The sequence below is a fragment of the Phaeobacter sp. HS011 genome, from assembly GCF_018101215.1.
Taxonomy (GTDB): Bacteria; Pseudomonadota; Alphaproteobacteria; order Rhodobacterales; family Rhodobacteraceae; genus Phaeobacter; species Phaeobacter inhibens.
The window spans coordinates 488,998-510,524 of record NZ_JAGEUF010000001.1 but is presented as its reverse complement, the minus strand read 5'-3'; the positions used below and the strand labels follow the sequence as shown (position 1 = coordinate 510,524).

The following is a 21,527-nucleotide window of genomic DNA, read 5'->3' as shown; positions in this document are numbered from 1 at the left end:
GCCCGGCGCGGCGGCATTCCAGGCCAGGACCCGCCTTCCCGCCAGTGTGATCTTCCCAGTGTGATCTTCCCGGTGTGATCTTCCCGGTGTGATCTTCGAACCGCCCCGCCCCTCAAGGGTCTGTGCCTAAGAACGGCTCGAAGATCTCCCCCCGGTGCCCCCGGCGCAAGCTGCTCCGGTCGGGCTGCGCCAACGCATGGGCCTGTATAGAAGCGGACGGAGGTGCAGCCTGTGCCCGGCACGCCTGCTGCTTCGCTCTGTCCGAAAATGACCGATGTGCTGTCGTTGCAGCGCGCGGTCCGGTTGGCGCCGGGTGCGCCCCGTTTGCCGGGGGAACCCAGATCGAACGTCAGGCCCCCCAGCCGACGTTCCCGCCCGATAGCCTCAATTCAGTTACGCAACGCGGCGCGCGTCGGTCGGGATCTCGGCCCAGACCAGCCCCTGCCCGGGCAGGCGCGCTGTCATCGCGGTATCGCACGTCACCTGACGCACGGCGCCGGGTGTTGCAAACACGGCCCGCAGCAACGTGTTGGTCAGCGAATGACCAGCACGGTCACCGATATAATGGCCAAACACAGGGCCACCGGCCAACGACAGATCGCCAAGCGCGTCCAGCATCTTGTGGCGCACCGGCTCATCCGCATGACGCAGGCCCAGACCGCTTTGGACTTCGGGACCGTCAAACACCACGGCGTTCTCACCGGGAACACCCCCCAGCGCCAGGCCATTGGCCTGCATGCTTTCGACGTCAACGCGACGGCAGAAGGTGCGGCTGTCACAAAGCTCACGCGCGAAGGCGCCATTGCGCAGATCCAGCGTCTTGCTCTGACGGCCAATCGCCGCCTCGGAAAAGTCGATGTGGAATTCGATGGTCAGACGATTGCTCGGCAACAGGGTCGCGGTTGCGCCTTCGTGGCTGACACTCACTGGTTTCAGAATCTGATAGGCGGTGACAGGCGCTGCAAGGCGTTGAATGCCGGTCTGCATGATGCCGCGGACAAAATAGGCAGAAGAGCCGTCCATGATCGGCACTTCGGGACCGTCGATATCAATCATCGCATTATGAATGCCACAGCCTGCCAGCGCGGCCATGATGTGCTCTACCGTGGAGACCGCAACACCGGAGGCATTGACCAGACGTGTGCAGAGCGGCGTCCGCTCGACCCGGTCCCAAAGCGCAGGAACCAAAGTGTTGCCCAAGGCAATGTCAGTGCGCCGGAAGCAGATGCCGTGCCCTGCCGCAGCAGGCTTCAGGATCATGCGAACGGGTTTGCCGGAGTGGAGGCCCACCCCGTCAAATGTCACTGATGCTTTAAGCGTATTCTGCACGATGGCCTCATTCCGTATGGATGGGCCGTAGTCTTGGCCCTTGTTGCGAAACAGAGGTAAGGTGTCAGTCCGTTAGGCTCAACTCAATCTTTGTAACGGAATGAAACATCCCTGTAACAGATAGGCAAAACACTGCCCAACCGGAAACAACCCGCTGATAAAAAACGAAAAAAGGCCGCCAGATGGCGACCTTTTTATCTTATATGTGATCAGCTCAGTTGGCTTGACGGCGCAGAAATGCAGGAATTTCGATCCGCTCCTGCTCCGGGTTGGCCTGACGCTGCGGTTGCGCAGCGGGGGCGGCCTGCTGACCCTGGTGCGCGACCTGAGGCTGATGCATCGGCGCCTGTTGCACCGGAGACTGCTGCACCGGCGGCTGTTGACGTGTCGGCTGCTGCGGCTTGGCCGGCTGGCCTTCAGCTGCGCTGCCGGTCATGCGGTGGATCAGGGAGTTGAGGCCGAAACGGCGCTGTTCCTGACCTGCCGCAGCGGGCTGCTGCTGAGGTTGCTGCTGCATCTGCTGAGGCTGCGGCGCACGCGGCTGAACCGCGTCAATCGAGGGGCGCTGCTGCATATGCGGCTGCTGGACCTGCTGCTGCATCGGCTGCTGAGGCTGCGCCCGTTGCGCTGCGGCCTGCAGGCGCACGATGGCTTCGGGCGATGGGGTGCCGGGCGCAGGTGCCTTCGGCGCAACAAAGCTCTCGGCCTGATGGGCCGCAACTTCGGCCTGCGGCTGGAATTCCGGCGCGGGCGTGCCCTGATAGGCCGGTGCGGGCAGACCATCGGCGCCCAGCTGTTCGCCTGCGTCTTCCAGAACCTCTTCGTACTGGCCCTCTGCAGCGGCCTGACCGTCATCGAATTCCGAGAAAAGCGACGGTTCTTCCTGTGCGGCAGCAACCGGCTCAGCGGTGGCGGCAACGGGCTGCTCGACCGGGGTGCTCAGCTCCAGCGGTGCCGCACTACGGGTATCTTCAACGCTCACGGTCTGCTTCAGCGGCGCCGACATCGGGCGGCGCGGCACTGGAAGCTCGGAGTGGACGTCGACCGCATCGATACCGGTGGCGACCACGGAAACGCGCATCTTGCCTTCCATCTCGGTGTCGAGAGTAGAGCCAACGATGATGTTTGCGTTCGGGTCGACCTCTTCGCGAATGCGGTTGGCCGCTTCGTCCAGTTCAAACAGGGTCAGGTCATGTGCGCCGGTGATGTTGATCAGAACACCCTTTGCGCCCTTGAGGCTGATTTCATCGAGCAGCGGGTTGGCGATGGCCTTCTCGGCCGCCTGCACGGCGCGATCTTCGCCCTCGGCCTCGCCGGTGCCCATCATCGCCTTGCCCATCTCGTCCATCACGGCGCGCACGTCCGCAAAGTCGAGGTTGATGAGACCCGGACGCACCATCAGGTCAGTCACGCCTTTGACACCCTGATAAAGGACATCATCCGCCATGGAGAACGCCTCGGTGAAGGTGGTTTTTTCATTGGCCAGACGGAACAGGTTCTGGTTCGGAATGATGATCAGCGTATCGACGACCTTCTGCAGGGCTTCGACACCCTCCTCGGCCTGACGCATCCGCTTGTTGCCTTCGAACTGGAACGGCTTGGTGACAACACCAACGGTCAGCACACCCAGTTCGCGGGCGGCCTGCGCGATGATCGGTGCCGCGCCGGTGCCTGTGCCACCGCCCATACCTGCGGTGATGAAGCACATATGCGCCCCCGCGAGGTGATCCACGATCTGTTCGATGCTTTCTTCAGCGGCAGCAGACCCAACCGAGGGGCGCGCACCCGCACCCAAACCTTCGGTCACCTTGATGCCCAGCTGGACGCGGCTTTTGGAGGCGCTTTGCTGCAGCGCCTGCGCGTCGGTGTTGGCGACGACAAAATCCACGCCGTCCAGCTGTTTGTCGATCATGTTGTTGACGGCATTGCCGCCTGCCCCGCCGACGCCAAACACGGTAATCCGGGGCTTCAGCTCTTCCTGGCCGGGCATCGAAAGGTTCAAGGTCATGCTCGTTCCGCCTGTGTTTATCAGCCCTCCCGCAAGGGCCTATTCCTGTCCATCTTTGCGACAATCCTACCGCGCAGCACGAGTCGCGTCATCCAAAAAAGCGCTATTTTCCACAAAATATAGACATAGTATTGTCTAATTTCGCGACATTTCGCCGATTTTGGCAAATGCTGTGGAAAGCCCTGCAATACACCACAACATGACGTCAGCCTCCGAAAACCAAAGCCTTCGAAAGCACATCTCGTCACTGATACTGGTGGCCACTGCTCGGCCTACATGCGCCGCATGATGCGGTCGTTATCGGAACATTAACGCGGCAGGATTTCGCTGTCACCCGCGAAACCGCCTTGCCAGCGAAGTTTTTCGTTAACATTTGATTAATGAATGTTGTGCAGCCGTCGGATCTGTGGCGACAGCAGGCCCCTGTCAGCCCTGCCGGAAACCACCGCTCACCAGTTGTCGCGGAACCATTTTACCGCCCGTTTCAGCGTGCCACTGGCGTTGCGATCCACCGGCATCTCGAAATCCCACCACTCATCCTGCGGATGGGCGGCAAACAGGCTGAGACCAACAGCGGAGGCAAAGCCCGGACCGGTCGCCGATTGCGGCAGACCGTGAACCCGCAAGGGACGACCCAGCCGCACCTGCTGGCCCAGAACCCGGCTCGCCAGCCCGTCCAGACCCATAATCTGGCTGGAGCCTCCGGTCAGCACGATCTGCTGGCTTGGCAGGCTGTCAAACCCGGCGGCATCCAGACGCGCTCGGACTTCTTCAAGGATTTCTTCGACACGCGGACGCATGATTCCGATCAGTTCTGCCCGGCTGACAGTACGGCGATCATGTTCCCAATCACCTGTATCTGCATGAATGTCGATCATCTCGCGGTCATCGGCGCCAGTGGCGTGGACGCCACCGTGAAAGGTCTTGATCCGTTCCGCATTGGCCGTCGGCACACCCAGCCCCATGGAGATATCGCTGGTAATGTGATCACCGCCCATACGTACCGCATCGGCATAGATCATGTGTTTCTTCATAAAGACAGAGATCGAGGTGGAGCCGCCACCCATATCGATACAGGCGGCACCCAGCTCCTGCTCATCCTCAACCAGCGCGGCAAAGCCCGAGGCATAGGCAGAGGACGCGATGCCCGCCAGCTCCAGATCGCAGCGCTGGATACAGCGCACGAGGTTCTGCACCGTCAGCGCATCAACCGTCAGCATGTGCATATCTGCCGCCAGCGTCTGCCCCATCTGACCACGCGGGTCATTCAGACCCGACCGGTTGTCGAGCGCAAAATTCACCGGCTGGGCATGCAGCACCTCGCGCCCGGCGCCATATTCCGGCACTTCGCAGGCCGCCAGCACGCGGGCGATCTCATTCTCGGTCACCACCTGACCTTCCAGATCGACCTGCGCATCCAGCCCGTAGGATCGCGGATTGGCCCCGGAAAAACAGGCGATCACGTGATCCACCCGCACCTCGGCCATCTTCTGCGCCGCCTGAACGGCGGTGCGGATGGCGCGTTCGGTTTCCTGCATGGCGGTGATCTCGCCAAATTGCACCCCGCGTGACCGCGTGGTCGCAGCCCCGATCACCCGGAACCCGGATTGCCCCGCCAGCGAACCGATGGAGTTATCCTCGCTCAGCCGCCCGGTGCCATCAAAGCGCAGCACCAAACAGGCAATCTTGGAACTGCCCACATCCAAAATAGCCACAACACCGCGCTGCATCGCCTGACGACGCATCTGCCGCATGGCGCGCTGAGATTGGTAGAGATCGGTCATATCATAGCCCGCCTGCGTTCAACTGTCGGATTCGCCACCAGTCCTCGACGGCGTTTTCGGTCATTCTTACGGTCGGACGCGCCGCCAGGCGCATGTCCACCGCCGCCACGTCGCGCTCCAATAGGTCACGCACTTCGCTGACGGCAATCACCCGCTCCAGCGCGGGCACAGGGTTTTCGGCCGGCAGCATGATCCGCTGGCCACGGTCCAGAACCAGATCCCAGCGCCGCTCGCCAATCCGCACCAATCCACGCATTCGCGGTCCCAGCGGCTTGGCCACGGCAAACAGCCGCAGCGCTTCCACAATGGCATCATCGGCGCTGCGCCCGGCCACCAGCGGCAGATCCGGGTGCATATTGCGCGCCCCCAGCTCGGCCACATGCACGCCATTGGCATCCAGCAGCGCCAGCCCTTCACGGCTGCGCCAGACAACCGCGGGCTTGCGCTCTTCCACCGTGACCTGAAGCACACCACCGGGACGAATCCGCACATCGGCCGTCTGCACCGGGTCCAGACCGGTGATCTCATCGCGGATCTGCGTCAGATCCAGATCGAAGGAACTGATGGGGAAATCAATTGGCACCACTTCGCGGATGTCTTCGGCAACGCTGCGCCCCGCGCCATCAATGGCCATCACATTGACCATGAACTCAGGCCGCTCCTCGATCGACGCCCGCAGGTCGCTGATCATCACCTGCAACCGGTCGCGCCGCGCGTCATCCGCCATAAAGGCAGCACCGGCAACAAAGACCAGGCAGAAGGGAATACCAAACCGCACACCAAAGCGGATACCCGGTGTCAGCATCCAGCGCTGAATGCGATAGGTCAGTCGCGATGGTGCCGGATCAGGGCGCCCCTCGCGGGGGGTGCGGAAGCGATCGATCAGCGAGGACATGTCGCATCCTCAACCAACCAGGAACAAAGCTGCCCGAAGGTCATACCGCAGTGTTCCGCCTGCTCGGGCGTCAGCGATGTCGGGGTCATGCCAGGCTGGGTGTTGGTCTCCAGCAGGATCAACCCTTCGGCGCCCCGCGCCTCATCCCAGCGGAAATCAGTCCGGCTGATCCCCCGGCACCCCAGTGCGTCATGGGCCTTCACCGCATAATCAAGGCACAGCGCAAAGATCTCTTCGGGGACATCAGCAGGCAGTACGTGACGCGAGCCGCCGGGTTTGTATTTCGCGTCGTAGTCATACCAACCGTCGGTCAGGATATCGGTTACCGTCAGCGGCTTGTCACCCAGCACGGTGGTGGTCAGCTCGCGCCCGGGGGCAAAGCTTTCGACCATCACCTCGTCAGGCATGTCCGCCGACAGCTGTGGCGGACCATTGGCCACCTCATTCACCAGATAAACGCCAACGCTGGAGCCTTCGTTGTTCGGCTTCACCACATAGGGCGGGGCCATCACGTGTCCGGCCATCACCTCGGCCTTGGAGTAAATCCCGCTCTCAACAACTGGCAGACCTGCGGCGCGGTAGATGGATTTGGCCCGCTGCTTGTCCATCGCCAGCGCCGAGGCCAGCACGCCGGAGTGGGTGTAAGGGATGCCGAGCCATTCCAGCAGCCCCTGCACGCAGCCGTCTTCGCCCCAACGACCATGCAGCGCATTGAAGACCACGTCGGGACGATCCGCCTGCAAACGTGCGGCAAGATCCGGACCCGCGTCCAGTTCCGTAACCTGATATCCCTCGTCCCGCAGCGCGGTGGCGCATTCACGCCCTGTGGACAAAGACACCTCGCGCTCAGCCGAGGGGCCACCCATCAATACCGCCACTTTCGGGAGTGTCCTGCTCGACTTACTCACGACAAGCGCCTCAAATGTTCCGGGGCTTTTCGCCCCTTGTTGTGCGATCCCAAATTGACCGCAAATGCTACAGGTCAAGACCTGCTTTTTGATATCGCGAGGCGTGTTCCCCGCACTGCACGGACCTTCGTGGTTCGCTATCCCCACATTAACGTCACAAACGTTACCGGCCCGTTAACAGTGCCTTTACCAAGATCGCGCTTTTCCAGTTCGCCCGCCGCTGCGATTCCCAAAGCGGCGCCCTGCTGATCAGGAGTAACATCCTGAAAAACATGGCCTTTATTGGCTATTTGGAAAGCGGATCCCCCACCCGCATGATTTCCCACTCTAGCGTTATGCCGGAATTGGCGTAAACCTTTTTTCTGACATCTTCGCCCAATCCCTCAAGATCTGCGGCAGATGCGCCACCTGTGTTAATCAAGAAATTGGAATGCTTCTCGCTCATCTGCGCAGCCCCGCGCCGCGCGCCGCGCATTCCGGCATCATCAATGACCTTCCAGGCCTTCAGATCATGGACATCATCCGCCTGCCCAGTTGACGAAAACCCCGCCGGATTGCGAAAGGTCGACCCGGCTGACCGGTCCTTGGTGGGTTGTGTCGCATCGCGCTTGGCCAGCTGTTCTTCCATCCGCGCATGCAGCGCGTCGGGATCACCTTTGGGCCCGCGCAAAACCGCTGACACCAGCACCGCGCCCTCGGGCAAATCGCTCTGGCGATAGGCAAACTTCAGGTCCTCACCACGAAGGGTGACCACCTCGCCGCTGCGCAGCACCACGGTCGCGGATTGGAACACATCGGCCATATAGCTGCCGTAGCAACCCGCATTCATCCGCACCGCCCCCCCGATAGAGCCGGGAATGGTGCGCAGAAATGTCAGATCAATGCCCGCGTCCGCCGCCTTGCGCGCCACATGTCCATCCAGCGCAGCAGCGCCAGCGGTCACCGTGTCGCCCTCGATCTCAATCGCGTTGAACCCACGCCCCAATCGGATCACCAGCGCCCGCAACCCGCCATCCCTTACGATCAGGTTGGACCCGACCCCCATGGGAAACACAGGCACCGACGGGTCCAGAGACCGCAGCATATGGCTCAGATCTTCGACATCAGCAGGCTGAAACAGATAATCCGCCGGGCCGCCGACCTGCAGCCAGGTCAACCCGGAAAGATCACGATTGGGATGAAGCTTGCCACGCAGCCCGTCGATATTCATATGCCCTGCCCTTGCCTGTCGCACCGATGCACACCGGCGCCATTTTGGCCACCCGGACGTGAAAAGAGACTCACGCACCTTGGATCAGACCTGCGTTTACTCCGGTTTTGGTCGGGCACACAATGGCCCAACCCGATGCCGGGTGCCAAAGGAAGATCACGAGACAGAAAGAATCGGCAGGGTTCAGCCGCGGCTTAGCCGACGGCGCAACCAGCGGCCCAGATAGATCACCGGCCAGCGCAGCATCGACATGCCGGCAAACAGCACACCCAACCCCCACCACGGCCCGTTTTCATAGGTCACATACCCCACCAGTGGGATGCCTGCCGCGATCAGCAGATAGGCGCGCGACCAATGGTTGTCGCGACTGGGCACCATCGCCAGCACATTGGCAGCCACCACCCAGAGACAGGCAAGGATCAGCGACAGCGTCATTCCTCCACCTCAGGCGCCGGTGCGCGGCGCAGTCGCGACAGCACATGCAACAACGGACGGCGGAACATCGACACCAGTGCGAATGTTCCAAAAGCAGCGGCAAACCAGCCGTGATCCCGTCCCAGAAGATAAATCAGCACCGGGGCGACAGCCAGCAGCGCAATCCCCGGCCCGCGCTGCCAGCGCAGCGGCAATGCGGCTACGCCGGTGGCCACGAACACCCAGATGATTGCGGCAAGCAGGCTCACCATGGTGCGACCTCAGCAGCCACCGGGCCAACCGCCCGCGGATATGAGATCACGCCTGTCACCCTCAGCCCCGCAACCGGTCGGGCAGACCATTGGCCCAGGCGCTGATGGTGCCCGCGCCAAGGCAGACCACCATATCGCCGGGTCGCGCCTGTTCGCGCACCAGTCGCTCCAGATCCGATTCGTCCAGCAGCGCGCGGGCGTGGCGGTGGCCATGGCGGATCAGACCGGCAACCAGATCGTCGCGCCCCGCGCCCTCGATCGGGTCTTCACCAGCGGCAAAGACCTCGGCGATGGCGACGACATCGGCCTCGTTGAAACAGGCACAGAAATCTTCAAACAGGCTGGACAGGCGCGAATAGCGGTGCGGCTGATGCACGGCAATGACGCGGCCGTCGCAGGCCTGACGCGCGGCCTTCAGGACAGCGGTGATTTCAACCGGGTGGTGGCCGTAGTCATCGATGATGGTCACACCATCCACTTCCCCCACCTTGGTGAAGCGGCGATTGACGCCGCCAAAGGCCGCCAGCGCCTCGCGGATCTCACTGCTTTTCATGCCCAGATGGCGCGCCACAGCCACTGCCGACAGCGCGTTGGAGACATTGTGATCCCCCGGCATCGGCAGGGTGCAGCCCTCGATCACGCGATCCTCGGCCTGAAGATGAATATCAAAATGCGCCACGCCCGCCTTGTAGGTCAGGTTGGTCGCCCGCACATCCGCCTGCGCATTAAACCCATAGGTCACGACCCGGCGGTCGGTGATCCGGCCGACCAGCGCCTGCACCTCGGGATGATCGGTGCAGCAGACCGCGACCCCATAAAACGGGATGTTGGAGACAAAGTCATAAAACCCGTCCCGCAGCGTATCGAAATCGCCCCAATGCTCCATATGCTCAGGGTCGATATTGGTCACAACGGCGATGGTCGCGGGCAGACGGTTGAATGTCCCGTCGCTCTCGTCGGCCTCGACCACCATCCATTCGCCCTGCCCCATCCGCGCGTTGGACCCATAGGCGTGGATGATACCGCCATTCACGATGGTCGGATCGAAATGCCCCGCCACCATCAGCTCTGCCATCATGGTGGTGGTTGTCGTCTTGCCATGGGTGCCTGCGATGGCGATGTTGGATTTAAGCCGCATCAGCTCGGCCAGCATCTCGGCCCGGCGCACCACCGGCAGGCCACGCAGGCGCGCCTCGTCCAGTTCGGGATTGCCCGGTTTGATCGCCGAGGAAATGACCACAACCGCCGCATCTTCAAGATTTTCTGCCGCCTGCCCGACAAAGATCCGCGCGCCCAGCTCTTCCAGCCGGTTGGTGATCTTTGACGCCTTCAGATCCGAGCCCTGCACTACATAGCCGAGATTGAGCAGCACTTCGGCGATACCGGACATGCCGATGCCGCCGATGCCAACAAAATGGATCGGGCCCACATCACCGGGGAGTTTGGTCGCAGGGTTCATGTCATTCCTTCCTCGGACAGCTGTTCAACAAGCCCCACCAGCCGCTCGGTCGCATCGGGAATACCCACTTGCAAGGCGGCCCGTGCCATCTGACTGGCACCATCGGGATTGCTGAGAACCGCGCTCATTTGCTCTGTCAGGGCCGAAACGTCAAGGGCGCTCTCCGGGATCAGGATCGCCGCCCCGGCATCGACCAGCCCACGGGCATTGGCGCTCTGGTGATCTCCAGCCGCCGCAGCAAAGGGGATCAGGATCGACGGGCGGCCAATCACGGCGATATCCGCGACCGACGACGCACCGGAGCGTGAAATCACCAGCTGCGCCTCCGACATCCGGGCAGGCACATCCGCGAAGAAGGGCTGAACATCCGCCGCAATACCATGTTCGGCATAGAACTGCGTGACGCGCGCAGCATCTTCATCGCGGGCCTGATGCGAGACCCGCAACCGGCTGCGCAGCGCCTCAGGCAGCGCCGCAATCGCCCCCGGCACCACATCCGACAGGATCCGCGCGCCCTGGCTGCCGCCCATCACCAGCACCGACATCGGGTAGTCACCGGGCGGAATGTAACCGGCGCCTGCCCGTTCAAGAACTGCCGCGCGCACCGGGTTGCCGACATGCACGCCATCGACCCCTTCCGGCAACGCCGTGGGCCAGACGCCACAGGCCACCCCGGCCACACGGGTGGCAAACAGCTGATTGACCCGGCCCAGCACGCCGTTCTGTTCGTGGATCATGCGCGGCAGCTTCAGCAGGGTCGCAGCCCCCAGCGCCGGAATCGACGGATAGCCGCCAAAGCCCACCACCACATCGGGCCGGTCGCGCCGCATCTGCAGCGCCATCCGTGTGACCCCCGCCGCGATCTTAGGCGCCACCATCGCCTTGGCCAGCACACCACCACGGGCGAATGTGGCCGAAGAGACTTCGGTGATTTCTGTCGTATGGGGATAGCCGCCGGTGTAGCGCGCACCGCGCGCATCGGTGGACAGCTTCACCCGCCAGCCACGTCTCAGCATCGCCTCGGCCAGGGCTTGCGCGGGGAACATATGCCCCCCGGTGCCACCTGCCGCCATCAAGAGCAATTTCTGCGCCATCGTAATTCAGATCTTTCTTCTATCCGCGCCCGTAGCCGCGCGCAGGCCCGTTCTGATGTCCGTGACCCCGTCCGTGCCCACGCAGGAAATCCGCAATCTCGCCCTGCGGACGCGAGCGCGAAAACGCCAGCAGCATACCAACCGCAATACCGCCGGCAATCAGCGAGGAGCCGCCGTAGCTGACAAATGGCAATGTCATCCCCTTGGCCGGCAAGAGCCGCACCGCAACGCCCATGTTGATCATCGCCTGCACCCCAAAGGTACAAACCAGACCCGTGCCCGCAAGGCGGATGAACGTGTCGCGTTCCCGCATCAGGCGGAACAGGGTCCGTGCCACCACAGCAGTGTAGAGCAGGATCAGGATCACCACGAGGACCAGACCGTATTCCTCGGCCGCAACCGCAATGATGAAATCGGTATGGGCATCCGGCAGCGACCATTTCACTTCGCCCTCGCCAACACCAACCCCAAACAGACCGCCCTCGCGGATGGCGTTGGTGGCATAGCCCATCTGGGTGGTCGGGTCGATTTCAGGGTTCAGGAAGCCATCGATGCGGCGGGCAAAATGCTCGGAGCTGGAATAGGCCACAACCCCACCCATCACGACCACCGCCGCCATGATGACCAACAGCAGCATCGGCGCACCAGCCACGAAATACATCACACCCCAGCCAAACAGCACCAGACAGGCCTGACCAAAGTCAGGCTGCACCACCAGCATCAGCACCACTGTCAGACACAGACCAAAGGACATCAGCGTGCCCGGCGGGCCGTTGATCTGCTGGCTCGCTGCAATCATCCAGGCCGCCACTACGATAAATCCGGGCTTCAGAAACTCCGACGGCTGAAGCGAGGCAAAGCCAAGACTGTACCAGCGCGTCGCGCCCTTGCCGAAATCAGTGCCAAACACCGGCAGCAGTGCCAGCGCCACAAAGGCGCAGATAAACCCGATGACCGCCAGCCGTCGCACCAGTGTTGGCGACATCATCGAGGTGATCACCATCGCCACCAGCGCGGTGATACCAAACACCGCCTGCCGCTCAACATAGTGGAAATTGTCAAATCCGTTGCGCTCTGCCAGCGGGACTGAGGCCGCAAGCCCCAGCAAAAGTCCAATGACAAACAGCATCAGAACACAGGACATTGTCCATTTGTCCAGCGTCCGCCACCATTTGGGTAGAATCGGCTCGCCCGCCTGTACGGGGAGCGCGCCATAGACCATTTCAGTCATGGGTAAACCGCCACTATCTGCCTCGTGATCCGTCCCGTTTTCGGGATCGTTGGGCAAACAGTACCCGGAAAGTTTTCATCAGGCCACCCTCTTCCTCTTGCCTTTGGCAGTTATCCGCGCCTATGGCCGGGCATGGCTTATGAAACCCTGATCCTTGGCGCTGGCGCAGCTGGCATGATGTGTGCAACGCGCTCCGGGCCCGGCACGCTGGTGATTGATCACGCCAAGGCGCCGGGTGAAAAAATCCGCATTTCCGGCGGCGGGCGCTGCAATTTCACCAATATGTACGCGAGCCCCGAAAACTACCTGTCGCAGAACCCGCATTTCTGCAAATCCGCCATGGCCCGCTACACCCAGTGGGATTTCATTGAGCTGGTGGATCGCCACGGCATCGCCTGGCACGAAAAGACCCTCGGCCAGCTGTTCTGCGATGGCTCGGCCAAGCAGATTGTCGCGATGCTGGTAGAGGAAATGAAGACAGCGGGTGCCGATCTGTGGCTGCAGACCAGCGTGACCTCCGTGACGCACACCGCTGATGGGTTCCGCGTCGAAGTAGAGCGTGAAGGCAAGCCGCAGGTGCTGACCGCCCGCAATCTGGTGATTGCCACGGGCGGCAAGTCGATCCCGAAGATGGGGGCCACCGGCCTCGCCTACGATCTGGCGCGCCAGTTTGACCTGCCACTGACGGACACCCGCCCCGGTCTGGTGCCTTTCACCTTTTCCGAAGACCGCTTCAAACCGCTGGCAGGCGTCGCCCTGCCCGCGCGACTCTCCAATGAGCGCACCAGCTTTGACGAGGCGCTGTTGTTCACGCATCGCGGCCTGTCTGGCCCGTCGGTGTTGCAACTGTCTTCCTACTGGCGCGAGGGCGAGCAGATCAGTGTCAATCTGATCCCTGAAACGCCTGTGTTTGACCTGTTGCGCAGCCAACGTCAGGAGGCCGGACGCAAGGCCCTGACCACCGAACTGGCGCGCCACCTGCCCGGTCGGCTGGTGGATTTCCTGGCGCCAAAGTTTGACCTCAAAGGGCGGCTGGCAGACCAATCCGACGCCGCCTTGCGCGATCTTTGCGACCGTTTGGAAAACTGGCGCCTCACCCCCTCCGGCAGCGAAGGCTACCGCACCGCCGAGGTCACATTGGGCGGTATCGACACCGATGCGCTCTCCTCCCAAACCATGGAAACCAAAACCATTCCCGGCCTCTATGCCATTGGCGAGGCGGTGGATGTCACGGGGTGGCTCGGCGGGTACAACTTCCAATGGGCCTGGGCCTCAGGCGTGGCCGCCGGCAGCGCAATCGCGGCGCGCCGCTAGCCTTAGCGCCCGGCCAACGGCTTGACATTTGCGCCTTCACACTCATTTAGTTATCATGATAACTCATTAAGGAGCCTTTTCATGACAACGCAATTTCAGCTGATCGCCAAAATCACCCCGAAGCCTGAGCATATGCAGGACGTCCGTGACAGCCTGACCAGCATCCTGGCCCCCACCCGCGCCGAACCCGGCTGCCTGAAGTTCAACCTGCTTGAGGGCCGCAGCGGCGATTGTTTTTATCTGGATGAGGAATGGACCAGCGATGACGCCCTCGCTGCCCATTACGAGATGGATTACATCAAACCGATCTTTGCCAAATATGAAAACTGGCTGGCCACACCAGCGGAGATCCACAAGATGACCGCGCTGACCTGACCGCATGTTCTTCCTCAAGGAGCTGCCCTCCCGTCACATGGTCGAACGCTATGTGGAGGCCTATGGCAGTGACCCGGCGCTTATCAGCGATGCCCTGCTGATGATGCGCCGGGCCAGCCTGCTGATCCGCAAGCTGGAGACCTATTTCGCGGGCCACGGGCTGTCGCAGCTGCGGTTTCTTGTGCTGATCGTCATCGACCGCGAACCGGATCGCCAATGGCTCAGCCCGAATGAGATCGCGCAGCGGATTGATGTCTCGAAACCAGTGATGACCCGCACGCTCCACGCCTTGCAGGCAGACGGGTTGGTCCGCATCACCGAGAGCGAGACCGATGGCCGCTCAAAAGAGGTGACACTGACGCCCGACGGCCATACGCGACTGCAGGCCACCCTGCCCGAATACTACCAGATCCTGTCAAAGGAGATGGCGCAATCCCCGCCCGGGTAGATATCAGCTCTGCAGCTTTGCCACCTCGGCGATGAAGTCTTCGCCGCGTTGCTCGAAGTTGTCGTATTGATCAAAGCTCGCCGCCGCAGGGGCCAGCAGAACCGTATCGCCCGCCTCAGCCTCAGCGCTGGCGCGGGCGACGGCCTCGGCCATGGTGATGCAAACCTCTGCCTCGACGTCCAGCTGCATGGCAAAGCCTGCCGCCTCGCGCCCGATCACATAGGCTTTGCGCACCTTGCCGGTCTGCCCGCGCAGGGCTTCCAGCCCGCCGTCTTTCTCCAGCCCGCCACAGATCCAGCGGATATTGTCAAAGGCGCTCAACGCCTTCACTGCGCTGTCCAGATTGGTGGCCTTGCTGTCATTCACATAGCGCACACCTGCGTGGGTCGCGATGGTCTGGCTGCGGTGCGGTAGCCCCGGATAGCTCGCCAGTGCGTCCTCGATCAGGCGCGGGGCCAGCCCCAGTGCCCGCGCTGCCGCATAGGCCGCACAGGCGTTCTGATGGTTATGCGCACCCGGCAGCCCCTGCATCTGTCGCAGATCAATCGACGCCGCCTGTCGGCCCTTGCGGTATTCGCTCAGGAACCCCTTGCGGGCAAAGACCTGCCAACCCGGTCCGGTCAGTTTCCGACTAGCAGAGATGCGGATCACCCGGTCGTCGCTGGCCGCTTCAGACAACTGACCGGCCAGATACAGCCCCTCGTCCTCATCCACGCCAATGATCGCACGGTCTGGCCCGCCTTCGGCAAACAGCCGTCGCTTGGCCGCGAAATAGCCGCCCATGCCCGCGTGCCGGTCCAGATGATCGGGGCTGAGGTTGGTGAACACCGCCACATCCGGCGTCAGGGCGCGGGCCAGATCGGTCTGATAGCTCGACAGCTCCAGTACCACGATGCCGCCGGATCCCGGCGGATCAATGTCCAGCACACCACGCCCGATATTGCCCGCCAGCTGGCTTTCGCGTCCGGCCTCCTGCAGGATGTGGTGCAGCAGCGCCACCGTGGTGGATTTGCCGTTGGAGCCCGTGACCGCCACAATGCGCGGCGCCTGATCGAACCGTTCCCAGCCCCGCGTCGCAACCGAGCGGAAGAACAGCCCGATGTCATTGTCCACCGGCACGCCCGCCACCAGCGCCGCATGGATCACCGGATTGGGTTTGGGATAGAGATGCGGAATACCTGGCGAGACGATCAGCGAGGCGATGTCATCAAACGCCCCGGCTTTTTGCAGATCGCGGCAGACAAACCCCTCAACCTCGGCCCGCGCCCGCGCGCCGGGGTTGTCATCCCAACAGACAGGCTCCGCCCCGCCTTCGCGCAGCGCCCGAGCGGTGGCAAATCCCGACCGACCCAGCCCCAACACGGCGACCTTTGCGCCCTCAAAACCTGTAACAGGGATCATTGCCCAACCTCCCGCAAAACCTTTGATCAAATCGCTAACCGATCCATGGAACCAATGCCAGTCCCGTCGCGTTGACAAATGGTCCGGCACGTCTGAAACCTCTGCCAAAGGAAGGGAGTATCCAATGGCTGCAAAGTTACAGCGCGTCCTTGACGAGATCAGCCAGCAGATGCGGGCCAGCACCGATTGGGGCGAGGTTGCCAGCTATATTCCCGAACTGGGCGAGGTGCGCCCCGATCAGTTTGCAATCAGCGTGGCAACGGCAGATGGCGGGCTGTTCAGCGCCGGTGATTTCCAGACACGGTTTTCCGCCCAAAGCATAACCAAAGTGTTCACCCTTGCCATTGCCTTGGGGCGCGCGGGGGATCAGCTGTGGCACCGGGTTGGCCGCGAACCCTCCGGCACGGCCTTCAACTCCATCGTGCAGCTGGAGCATGAACAGGGGCGCCCGCGCAATCCCTTCGTCAATGCTGGTGCCATTGTCACCACAGATGAGGTGCTGGCCGGACGTGAACCGCGCGAGGCGCTGGCGGAATTCCTCGGCTTTGTGCGCGCCGCGGCAGAAGACGACGACATCCATATCAACGCCGATGTGGCGCGTTCGGAAACCGCCCATGGTCACCGTAACGCGGCCCATGCCCATTTTCTGGCCTCCTTTGGCAACCTCAAGAACCCGCCGGAAAAGGTGCTGGGCACCTATTTTCACCATTGCGCCACAGAGATGACAACCCAGCAGCTGGCCAAGGCGGGCCGCTTTCTGATCGGCACCGGCAGTTATCCCCGGATGGTCTCCCTGGACCGGGTGCGGCGGCTCAATGCGCTGATGCTGACCTGCGGGCATTATGACGGGTCCGGTGAATTTGCCTACCGCGTGGGCCTGCCCGCCAAAAGCGGCGTGGGCGGCGGCATCCTAGGTGTTGTGCCGGGACAGGCGAGCATCGCCGTCTGGTCGCCGGGACTGAACCGCAACGGCAATTCCAAACTGGGCACCGAAGCGATGGAGCAACTGGCCCGTGAAATGGACTGGTCAGTCTTCTAGGCGTGCGTTGCCATCCCTGCGTTCGCAGCGCTTAGGATCCTTTCAGGTGACACCGCTAACCTAGCCCCGTTGCAACACCAAGATCAGGAGAACGTCCCCGCCCTGCTGACCCTGACAACGTCAGCCATTCGGGCATCACGGGGATCCGCACAGGCCGACAGACGGAGATGACCCCTAGCAAAGGTCATCCACCCTCCGCCCCTCCGGCGGCGCCGCCTTCTTCTTACGAAAAACCGCCCAAGGCATTCTCAGCCCCGAGCGGTTTCAAATATCAGGCCAGATCGGCACACCGCCCCGCAGGATAGCCTGCGCGGCGGCGATCCGGCGTGGTTCAGCGCACTTTCAGTGTCGCCAGACCAATCATCGCGAGGATCAGCGAGATGATCCAGAACCGGATCACGATGGTCGGCTCTGCCCAGCCCTTTTTCTCATAGTGGTGATGGATCGGTGCCATCAGGAACACCCGTTTGCCCGTGCGTTTGAAGTAGAGCACCTGAATGATCACCGACAGCGCCTCCACCACAAAAAGACCACCGACAATCGCCAGCACCAGTTCGTGTTTGGTGACCACCGCGATGGCGCCCAAGGCCCCACCCAGAGCCAATGACCCGGTATCCCCCATGAACACCGCCGCTGGCGGCGCATTGTACCACAGGAAGCCAAGACCACCGCCAAACAGCGCCGCGGCAAAGATCAGGATTTCCCCGGTGCCGGGCACATAATGCACATCCAGATATTCGGTAAAGTCGACACGCCCCACCGCATAGGCAATCACCCCAAGGGTCGAGGTGGCAATCATCACCGGCATAATCGCCAGCCCATCAAGCCCATCGGTCAGGTTCACCGCATTGGCCGCGCCGACGATCACGCAGATTGAAAACGGCACATAGAACAGGCCCAGATTTATCAGCGTATCCTTGAACACCGGCAGCGCCAGCTGGTTCTGCAACTCCACCGGATGATAGGCGGAGGCCCAAAGGGCGGCGATCACCGCGATGGTGATCCCAAGCGCCAGCCGCAGCTTGCCCGGTACGCCTGCGGTGTTCTGCTTGGACACCTTGGCATAATCATCGGCAAAACCAATCAGCGCAAAGGACAGCGTCACAAACAGCACCAGCCAGACAAACGGATTGTCCAAGCGCGCCCAGAGCAGCGTTGCCGTCACCAATGCGCCGACAATCAACAGCCCGCCCATGGTCGGCGTGCCGGCCTTGGCCAGATGCCCCTCGGGGCCGTCATCGCGGATCGGCTGACCTTTGCCCTGCTTGCGGCGCAGCACATTGATCAGCGGCGGCCCAAACAGAAACCCAAACAGAAGCGCCGTCAGAAACGCCCCGCCCGCGCGGAAGGTGATGTAACGGAAGAGGTTGAAAAGATCCCCCCCATCCGACAGCGCGGTTAACCAATAGAGCATGTCAGCCGGTCCTCAGTTCGTCAAAGTTCAGAAAGTGGCCTCGCCATGGCCCAATTCGCGGATGCCGTCAACAACCTTGGCCAGCGCCATGCTGAGCGAGCCCTTGGCCAGAACCACATCCCCCGCCGCGATCTGACCCGCCAGATCTGCCCGCACATCATCGCTGGTGGCATAGTGACCGCCGCGTTTGTCCACAGGCAACGCCGCATGCAGCGCGCCCATCAGCGGGCCGATGCAGTGAATTTCATCCAAGGCCTGTACCGCATCCAGATCGGCCAGATCGCTGTGCAGTCGCTGTTCCTGCGGTCCCAGCTCCTTCATATCGCCCAGATAGGCAATGCGCCGCCCAGTACAGGGCGTTGCCGCCAGCACCGCCAGCGCCGCCGCGACTGAGGTCGGATTGGCGTTGTAGCTGTCATCCAGCAGCAGGATCTCTCCCTGCCCCGCACCAAGGCTAATGGTTTCACGCGCCCCGCGCCCGGTGACCGGCGACCAGAGCGACAGGCTCTGCACGGCCTTGGCCAGATCCAGATCCAGCGCCGCCAGACAGGCCAGCGCGCCAAGCGCGTTCATGGCAAAATGGGCGCCAAGCGACTGGATATGCAGGCGATATCGCTGCCCATCCGGCAGCGTGACCTCGGCCTCTGTCTCATCCCCGCGCAGGGTGGTTCCGGTCAGGTGATAAGTCGGCGCAATCGGCCCCATACCGGTGCCAAACCACTGCACATCGCGCGTCACGCGCTCAGCAACCGATTGCAGGATCGGGGCCTCGGCAATATCTGCATTCAGCACGGCAACACCGCCCGGCTCCAGCCCATCCATGATGGCGGCCTTCTCTGCGGCGATGCCCTCGATCCCGTCAAAGGCCTCCAGATGCACCGGCGCCACGGTGGTCACCATCGCCACATGCGGACGCGCCTGTTTCGCAAGCGGGCTGATCTCACCGGGGTGGTTCATGCCGATCTCAATCACCGCAAATTCGGTGTCACGCGGCATCCGCGCCAGTGTCAGTGGCACGCCCCAATGGTTGTTATAGCTGGCAACAGCGGCATGGGTGCGGCCCTGATCCGACAGCATCCGCGCCAGCATTTCCTTGGTCGAGGTCTTGCCGACCGATCCGGTGACCGCAATCACCCGCGCGTCTGTGCGCGCACGACCTGCCCGCCCCAAAGCCTCCAGCCCGGTCTGCACGTCATCCACAAGCAAGAGCGGCGCATCTTCACTGACGCCCTCGGGCCGTCGCGAAACCAGCGCGGCGCCGGCGCCTTTCTCCAATGCTTGCGCCACGAAGTCATGGCCATCGCGCGCCGCCTTCAGCGCCACAAACAGATCGCCCTCGGCGATGCTGCGGGTGTCGATGGAAATACCGTCCACGCGCCAGTCGCCAACGGCCTGACCGCCGGTTGCTGCGGCGGCTTCCTCAGCTGTCCAAAGACTCATACCAGCCTCCCGTCCAGCACCGCGACCGCCATGCTGGCCTGCTCCACATCATCAAAGGGCAAAACATCACTGCCGACGATCTGACCCGTCTCATGCCCCTTGCCGCAGATCAGCAGCGCATCACCCGCCCCCAGCGCATCCACACCGCGCAGGATCGCCTCGGCCCGGTCGCCGACTTCCATCGCGTCCGGCGCGCCGCCCTTGACGGCGGCACGGATCACCGCCGGATCCTCGCTGCGCGGATTGTCGTCAGTGACGATCACCAGATCAGCGTTATTCTGCGCCGCCTGCCCCATCAGCGGACGTTTGGCGGCATCGCGATCACCACCGGCGCCGACAATGGCCACCAACCGGCCCAGCACATGCGGGCGCAGCGCCTTGATCGCGGTGGCCACGGCATCGGGGGTATGGGCGTAATCCACAAACACCGTCGCGCCGTTTTCCCGCGTGGCCGCCAGCTGCATCCGCCCGCGTACGGTCTGCAAATGCGGCAGCGTGTCAAACACCGCCTGCGGTTCCTCGCCGCTGGCAATCACCAGACCGCAGGCCAGAAGGATATTCTCCGCCTGAAACCCGCCAATCAAATTCAGCCGCGCCTGATAGGGTTTGTCGTGCCAGGTGAAGCGCATGTCCTGACCGGACGCATCATAGCGCGCACCGACAAGGCTCAGATCACCGAGACCGCGCCCGACCGAAATCACCTCATGCCCGCGCGCCGCAGCGACCGCCCGCATCTGCTCACCGCGGGGATCATCCATATTGATGACGGCCACGCCATCATCCGGCAGCACCCGACGGAACAGGCCGGCCTTGGCGGTGAAATACGCCTCAAACGTCTCGTGGTAATCGAGGTGGTCCTGGGTGAAATTAGTGAACCCCGCCGCCGCCAGATGCACACCGTCCAGACGCCGCTGCTCCAGCCCGTGCGAAGAGGCCTCCATCGCCGCGTGGGTGACACCCGCAGCCGCCGCCTGCGCCAGCGCATCATGCAGGGTGACAGGTTCGGGTGTGGTGTGATTGAGCGGGTGGCTCCAGCTGCCTTCAACGCCCGTGGTACCGAGGTTCACCGCCTGATGGCCCAGCTCGACCCAGATCTGGCGCACAAAGCTCGCTACCGACGTCTTCCCATTGGTGCCGGTGACCGCCACCATGGTTTCCGGCTGCGCGCCGAACCACAGGGCCGCGGCATAGGCCAGCGCCTGACGCGGATCTTCGACAACCACCAGAGCCACGGTCGACTCGCGCAGCAGCTCTGCTACGATCTGCGCCCCGGCCGCATCGGTCAGGATCGCCGCCGCCCCGTTGCCAAGTGCTGCGGGGGTGAATTTCGCCCCATGCACCTGACTGCCGGGAAGGGCTGCAAACAGCCCGCCTTCGACCACCTTGCGGCTGTCCACGGCAATGCCCCGGATCATCGGATCGACACCGCCACGCGCGGTCAGCCCCAACTGGCTGAGAGGACGGTTTTCAATGGTGCTCATAGCAACCCCAC

19 protein-coding genes are annotated in these 21,527 nt (G+C 62.6%); 4 read left to right on the top strand and 15 right to left on the bottom strand.

Features of this window, described 5'->3' with window-relative positions; genetic code table 11:
• Nucleotides 1-393 precede the first annotated feature (393 nt).
• The 11 genes from lpxC to ftsW form a co-directional block, all read right to left on the bottom strand.
• On the bottom strand, nucleotides 394-1,329 hold the full coding sequence (lpxC, locus tag J4721_RS02405) for a UDP-3-O-acyl-N-acetylglucosamine deacetylase (protein WP_211002029.1): 936 nt from the start codon (nucleotides 1,327-1,329) through the stop codon (nucleotides 394-396).
• A 214-nt stretch (nucleotides 1,330-1,543) separates the two neighbouring features.
• The gene (ftsZ, locus tag J4721_RS02400) at nucleotides 1,544-3,337 is read right to left on the bottom strand and encodes a cell division protein FtsZ (RefSeq protein ID WP_014874088.1); all 1,794 of its coding nucleotides are present in this window, start codon (nucleotides 3,335-3,337) and stop codon (nucleotides 1,544-1,546) included.
• Nucleotides 3,338-3,786: 449 nt separating this feature from the next.
• On the bottom strand, nucleotides 3,787-5,121 hold the full coding sequence (ftsA, locus tag J4721_RS02395) for a cell division protein FtsA (protein WP_014874087.1): 1,335 nt from the start codon (nucleotides 5,119-5,121) through the stop codon (nucleotides 3,787-3,789).
• Between the two features lies 1 nt (nucleotide 5,122).
• Complete coding sequence (locus J4721_RS02390; protein WP_014874086.1) at nucleotides 5,123-6,016, bottom strand: cell division protein FtsQ/DivIB; 894 nt, start codon at nucleotides 6,014-6,016, stop codon at nucleotides 5,123-5,125.
• The gene (locus tag J4721_RS02385; RefSeq protein ID WP_211002028.1) at nucleotides 6,004-6,924 is read right to left on the bottom strand and encodes a D-alanine--D-alanine ligase; all 921 of its coding nucleotides are present in this window, start codon (nucleotides 6,922-6,924) and stop codon (nucleotides 6,004-6,006) included. The genes J4721_RS02390 and J4721_RS02385 overlap by 13 nt, the downstream gene beginning before the upstream one ends.
• Nucleotides 6,925-7,210: 286 nt before the next feature.
• Complete coding sequence (murB, locus tag J4721_RS02380) at nucleotides 7,211-8,134, bottom strand: UDP-N-acetylmuramate dehydrogenase (RefSeq protein WP_211002027.1); 924 nt, start codon at nucleotides 8,132-8,134, stop codon at nucleotides 7,211-7,213.
• A 183-nt stretch (nucleotides 8,135-8,317) separates the two neighbouring features.
• On the bottom strand, nucleotides 8,318-8,569 hold the full coding sequence (locus tag J4721_RS02375) for a DUF2484 family protein (RefSeq protein WP_014874083.1): 252 nt from the start codon (nucleotides 8,567-8,569) through the stop codon (nucleotides 8,318-8,320).
• Complete coding sequence (locus J4721_RS02370; protein ID WP_102883207.1) at nucleotides 8,566-8,820, bottom strand: DUF2484 family protein; 255 nt, start codon at nucleotides 8,818-8,820, stop codon at nucleotides 8,566-8,568. Before J4721_RS02370 ends, J4721_RS02375 begins: the two co-directional genes overlap by 4 nt.
• Nucleotides 8,821-8,881: 61 nt before the next feature.
• The gene (gene murC / locus J4721_RS02365) at nucleotides 8,882-10,279 is read right to left on the bottom strand and encodes a UDP-N-acetylmuramate--L-alanine ligase (RefSeq protein WP_014874081.1); all 1,398 of its coding nucleotides are present in this window, start codon (nucleotides 10,277-10,279) and stop codon (nucleotides 8,882-8,884) included.
• On the bottom strand, nucleotides 10,276-11,373 hold the full coding sequence (locus tag J4721_RS02360) for a UDP-N-acetylglucosamine--N-acetylmuramyl-(pentapeptide) pyrophosphoryl-undecaprenol N-acetylglucosamine transferase (RefSeq protein WP_102874584.1): 1,098 nt from the start codon (nucleotides 11,371-11,373) through the stop codon (nucleotides 10,276-10,278). The genes murC and J4721_RS02360 overlap by 4 nt, the downstream gene beginning before the upstream one ends.
• Before the next feature lie 19 nt (nucleotides 11,374-11,392).
• Complete coding sequence (gene ftsW, locus J4721_RS02355; RefSeq protein ID WP_211002026.1) at nucleotides 11,393-12,604, bottom strand: putative lipid II flippase FtsW; 1,212 nt, start codon at nucleotides 12,602-12,604, stop codon at nucleotides 11,393-11,395.
• Between the two features lie 132 nt (nucleotides 12,605-12,736).
• Here ftsW and J4721_RS02350 point away from each other — a divergent pair, with 132 nt between their 5' ends.
• The 3 genes from J4721_RS02350 (at nucleotide 12,737) to J4721_RS02340 (ending at nucleotide 14,741) form a co-directional block, all read left to right on the top strand.
• Nucleotides 12,737-13,918, top strand: coding sequence for an NAD(P)/FAD-dependent oxidoreductase (locus J4721_RS02350; protein WP_102874585.1), 1,182 nt, complete (start codon nucleotides 12,737-12,739; stop codon nucleotides 13,916-13,918).
• An 81-nt stretch (nucleotides 13,919-13,999) separates the two neighbouring features.
• On the top strand, nucleotides 14,000-14,293 hold the full coding sequence (locus J4721_RS02345; protein WP_211002025.1) for a putative quinol monooxygenase: 294 nt from the start codon (nucleotides 14,000-14,002) through the stop codon (nucleotides 14,291-14,293).
• A gap of 4 nt (nucleotides 14,294-14,297) precedes the next feature.
• A complete protein-coding gene (locus J4721_RS02340; RefSeq protein ID WP_211002024.1) occupies nucleotides 14,298-14,741 on the top strand; it encodes a MarR family winged helix-turn-helix transcriptional regulator in 444 nt (147 codons plus the stop codon).
• 3 nt (nucleotides 14,742-14,744) lie between these two features.
• Here the strand turns inward: J4721_RS02340 and murD are convergent, their stop codons facing one another.
• The gene (murD, locus tag J4721_RS02335) at nucleotides 14,745-16,142 is read right to left on the bottom strand and encodes a UDP-N-acetylmuramoyl-L-alanine--D-glutamate ligase (protein WP_211002023.1); all 1,398 of its coding nucleotides are present in this window, start codon (nucleotides 16,140-16,142) and stop codon (nucleotides 14,745-14,747) included.
• A 124-nt stretch (nucleotides 16,143-16,266) separates the two neighbouring features.
• Here murD and J4721_RS02330 point away from each other — a divergent pair, with 124 nt between their 5' ends.
• On the top strand, nucleotides 16,267-17,181 hold the full coding sequence (locus tag J4721_RS02330) for a glutaminase (protein WP_014879519.1): 915 nt from the start codon (nucleotides 16,267-16,269) through the stop codon (nucleotides 17,179-17,181).
• A 331-nt stretch (nucleotides 17,182-17,512) separates the two neighbouring features.
• On the opposite strand, the gene mraY is transcribed toward J4721_RS02330, so the two are convergent.
• From mraY to J4721_RS02315, 3 genes are read right to left on the bottom strand one after another with little or no spacing between them, the layout of a single operon-like run.
• Nucleotides 17,513-18,595, bottom strand: a complete 1,083-nt coding sequence (mraY, locus tag J4721_RS02325) for a phospho-N-acetylmuramoyl-pentapeptide-transferase (RefSeq protein WP_014874073.1) — start codon at nucleotides 18,593-18,595, stop codon at nucleotides 17,513-17,515.
• Between the two features lie 27 nt (nucleotides 18,596-18,622).
• The gene (gene murF, locus J4721_RS02320; RefSeq protein ID WP_211002022.1) at nucleotides 18,623-20,035 is read right to left on the bottom strand and encodes a UDP-N-acetylmuramoyl-tripeptide--D-alanyl-D-alanine ligase; all 1,413 of its coding nucleotides are present in this window, start codon (nucleotides 20,033-20,035) and stop codon (nucleotides 18,623-18,625) included.
• Nucleotides 20,032-21,516: a UDP-N-acetylmuramoyl-L-alanyl-D-glutamate--2,6-diaminopimelate ligase gene (locus J4721_RS02315; protein ID WP_211002021.1), complete on the bottom strand. Its 1,485-nt coding sequence runs from the start codon at nucleotides 21,514-21,516 to the stop codon at nucleotides 20,032-20,034. Before J4721_RS02315 ends, murF begins: the two co-directional genes overlap by 4 nt.
• Between the last annotated feature and the right edge of the window lie 11 nt (nucleotides 21,517-21,527).

What these genes read in the sequence shown, in the direction of transcription:
- ftsZ (WP_014874088.1), bottom strand. Translation starts at nt 3,337, where the DNA reads ATGACCTTGAACCTTTCGATGCCCGGCCAGGAAGAGCTGAAGCCCCGG.
- murF (WP_211002022.1), bottom strand. Translation starts at nt 20,035, where the DNA reads ATGAGTCTTTGGACAGCTGAGGAAGCCGCCGCAGCAACCGGCGGTCAG.
- murB (WP_211002027.1), bottom strand. Translation starts at nt 8,134, where the DNA reads ATGAATATCGACGGGCTGCGTGGCAAGCTTCATCCCAATCGTGATCTT.
- J4721_RS02370 (WP_102883207.1), bottom strand. Translation starts at nt 8,820, where the DNA reads ATGGTGAGCCTGCTTGCCGCAATCATCTGGGTGTTCGTGGCCACCGGC.
- J4721_RS02390 (WP_014874086.1), bottom strand. Translation starts at nt 6,016, where the DNA reads ATGTCCTCGCTGATCGATCGCTTCCGCACCCCCCGCGAGGGGCGCCCT.
- murD (WP_211002023.1), bottom strand. Translation starts at nt 16,142, where the DNA reads ATGATCCCTGTTACAGGTTTTGAGGGCGCAAAGGTCGCCGTGTTGGGG.
- J4721_RS02315 (WP_211002021.1), bottom strand. Translation starts at nt 21,516, where the DNA reads ATGAGCACCATTGAAAACCGTCCTCTCAGCCAGTTGGGGCTGACCGCG.
- J4721_RS02340 (WP_211002024.1), top strand. Translation starts at nt 14,298, where the DNA reads ATGTTCTTCCTCAAGGAGCTGCCCTCCCGTCACATGGTCGAACGCTAT.
- J4721_RS02345 (WP_211002025.1), top strand. Translation starts at nt 14,000, where the DNA reads ATGACAACGCAATTTCAGCTGATCGCCAAAATCACCCCGAAGCCTGAG.
- ftsW (WP_211002026.1), bottom strand. Translation starts at nt 12,604, where the DNA reads ATGACTGAAATGGTCTATGGCGCGCTCCCCGTACAGGCGGGCGAGCCG.
- murC (WP_014874081.1), bottom strand. Translation starts at nt 10,279, where the DNA reads ATGAACCCTGCGACCAAACTCCCCGGTGATGTGGGCCCGATCCATTTT.
- J4721_RS02360 (WP_102874584.1), bottom strand. Translation starts at nt 11,373, where the DNA reads ATGGCGCAGAAATTGCTCTTGATGGCGGCAGGTGGCACCGGGGGGCAT.
- ftsA (WP_014874087.1), bottom strand. Translation starts at nt 5,121, where the DNA reads ATGACCGATCTCTACCAATCTCAGCGCGCCATGCGGCAGATGCGTCGT.
- J4721_RS02350 (WP_102874585.1), top strand. Translation starts at nt 12,737, where the DNA reads ATGGCTTATGAAACCCTGATCCTTGGCGCTGGCGCAGCTGGCATGATG.
- mraY (WP_014874073.1), bottom strand. Translation starts at nt 18,595, where the DNA reads ATGCTCTATTGGTTAACCGCGCTGTCGGATGGGGGGGATCTTTTCAAC.
- J4721_RS02330 (WP_014879519.1), top strand. Translation starts at nt 16,267, where the DNA reads ATGGCTGCAAAGTTACAGCGCGTCCTTGACGAGATCAGCCAGCAGATG.
- J4721_RS02375 (WP_014874083.1), bottom strand. Translation starts at nt 8,569, where the DNA reads ATGACGCTGTCGCTGATCCTTGCCTGTCTCTGGGTGGTGGCTGCCAAT.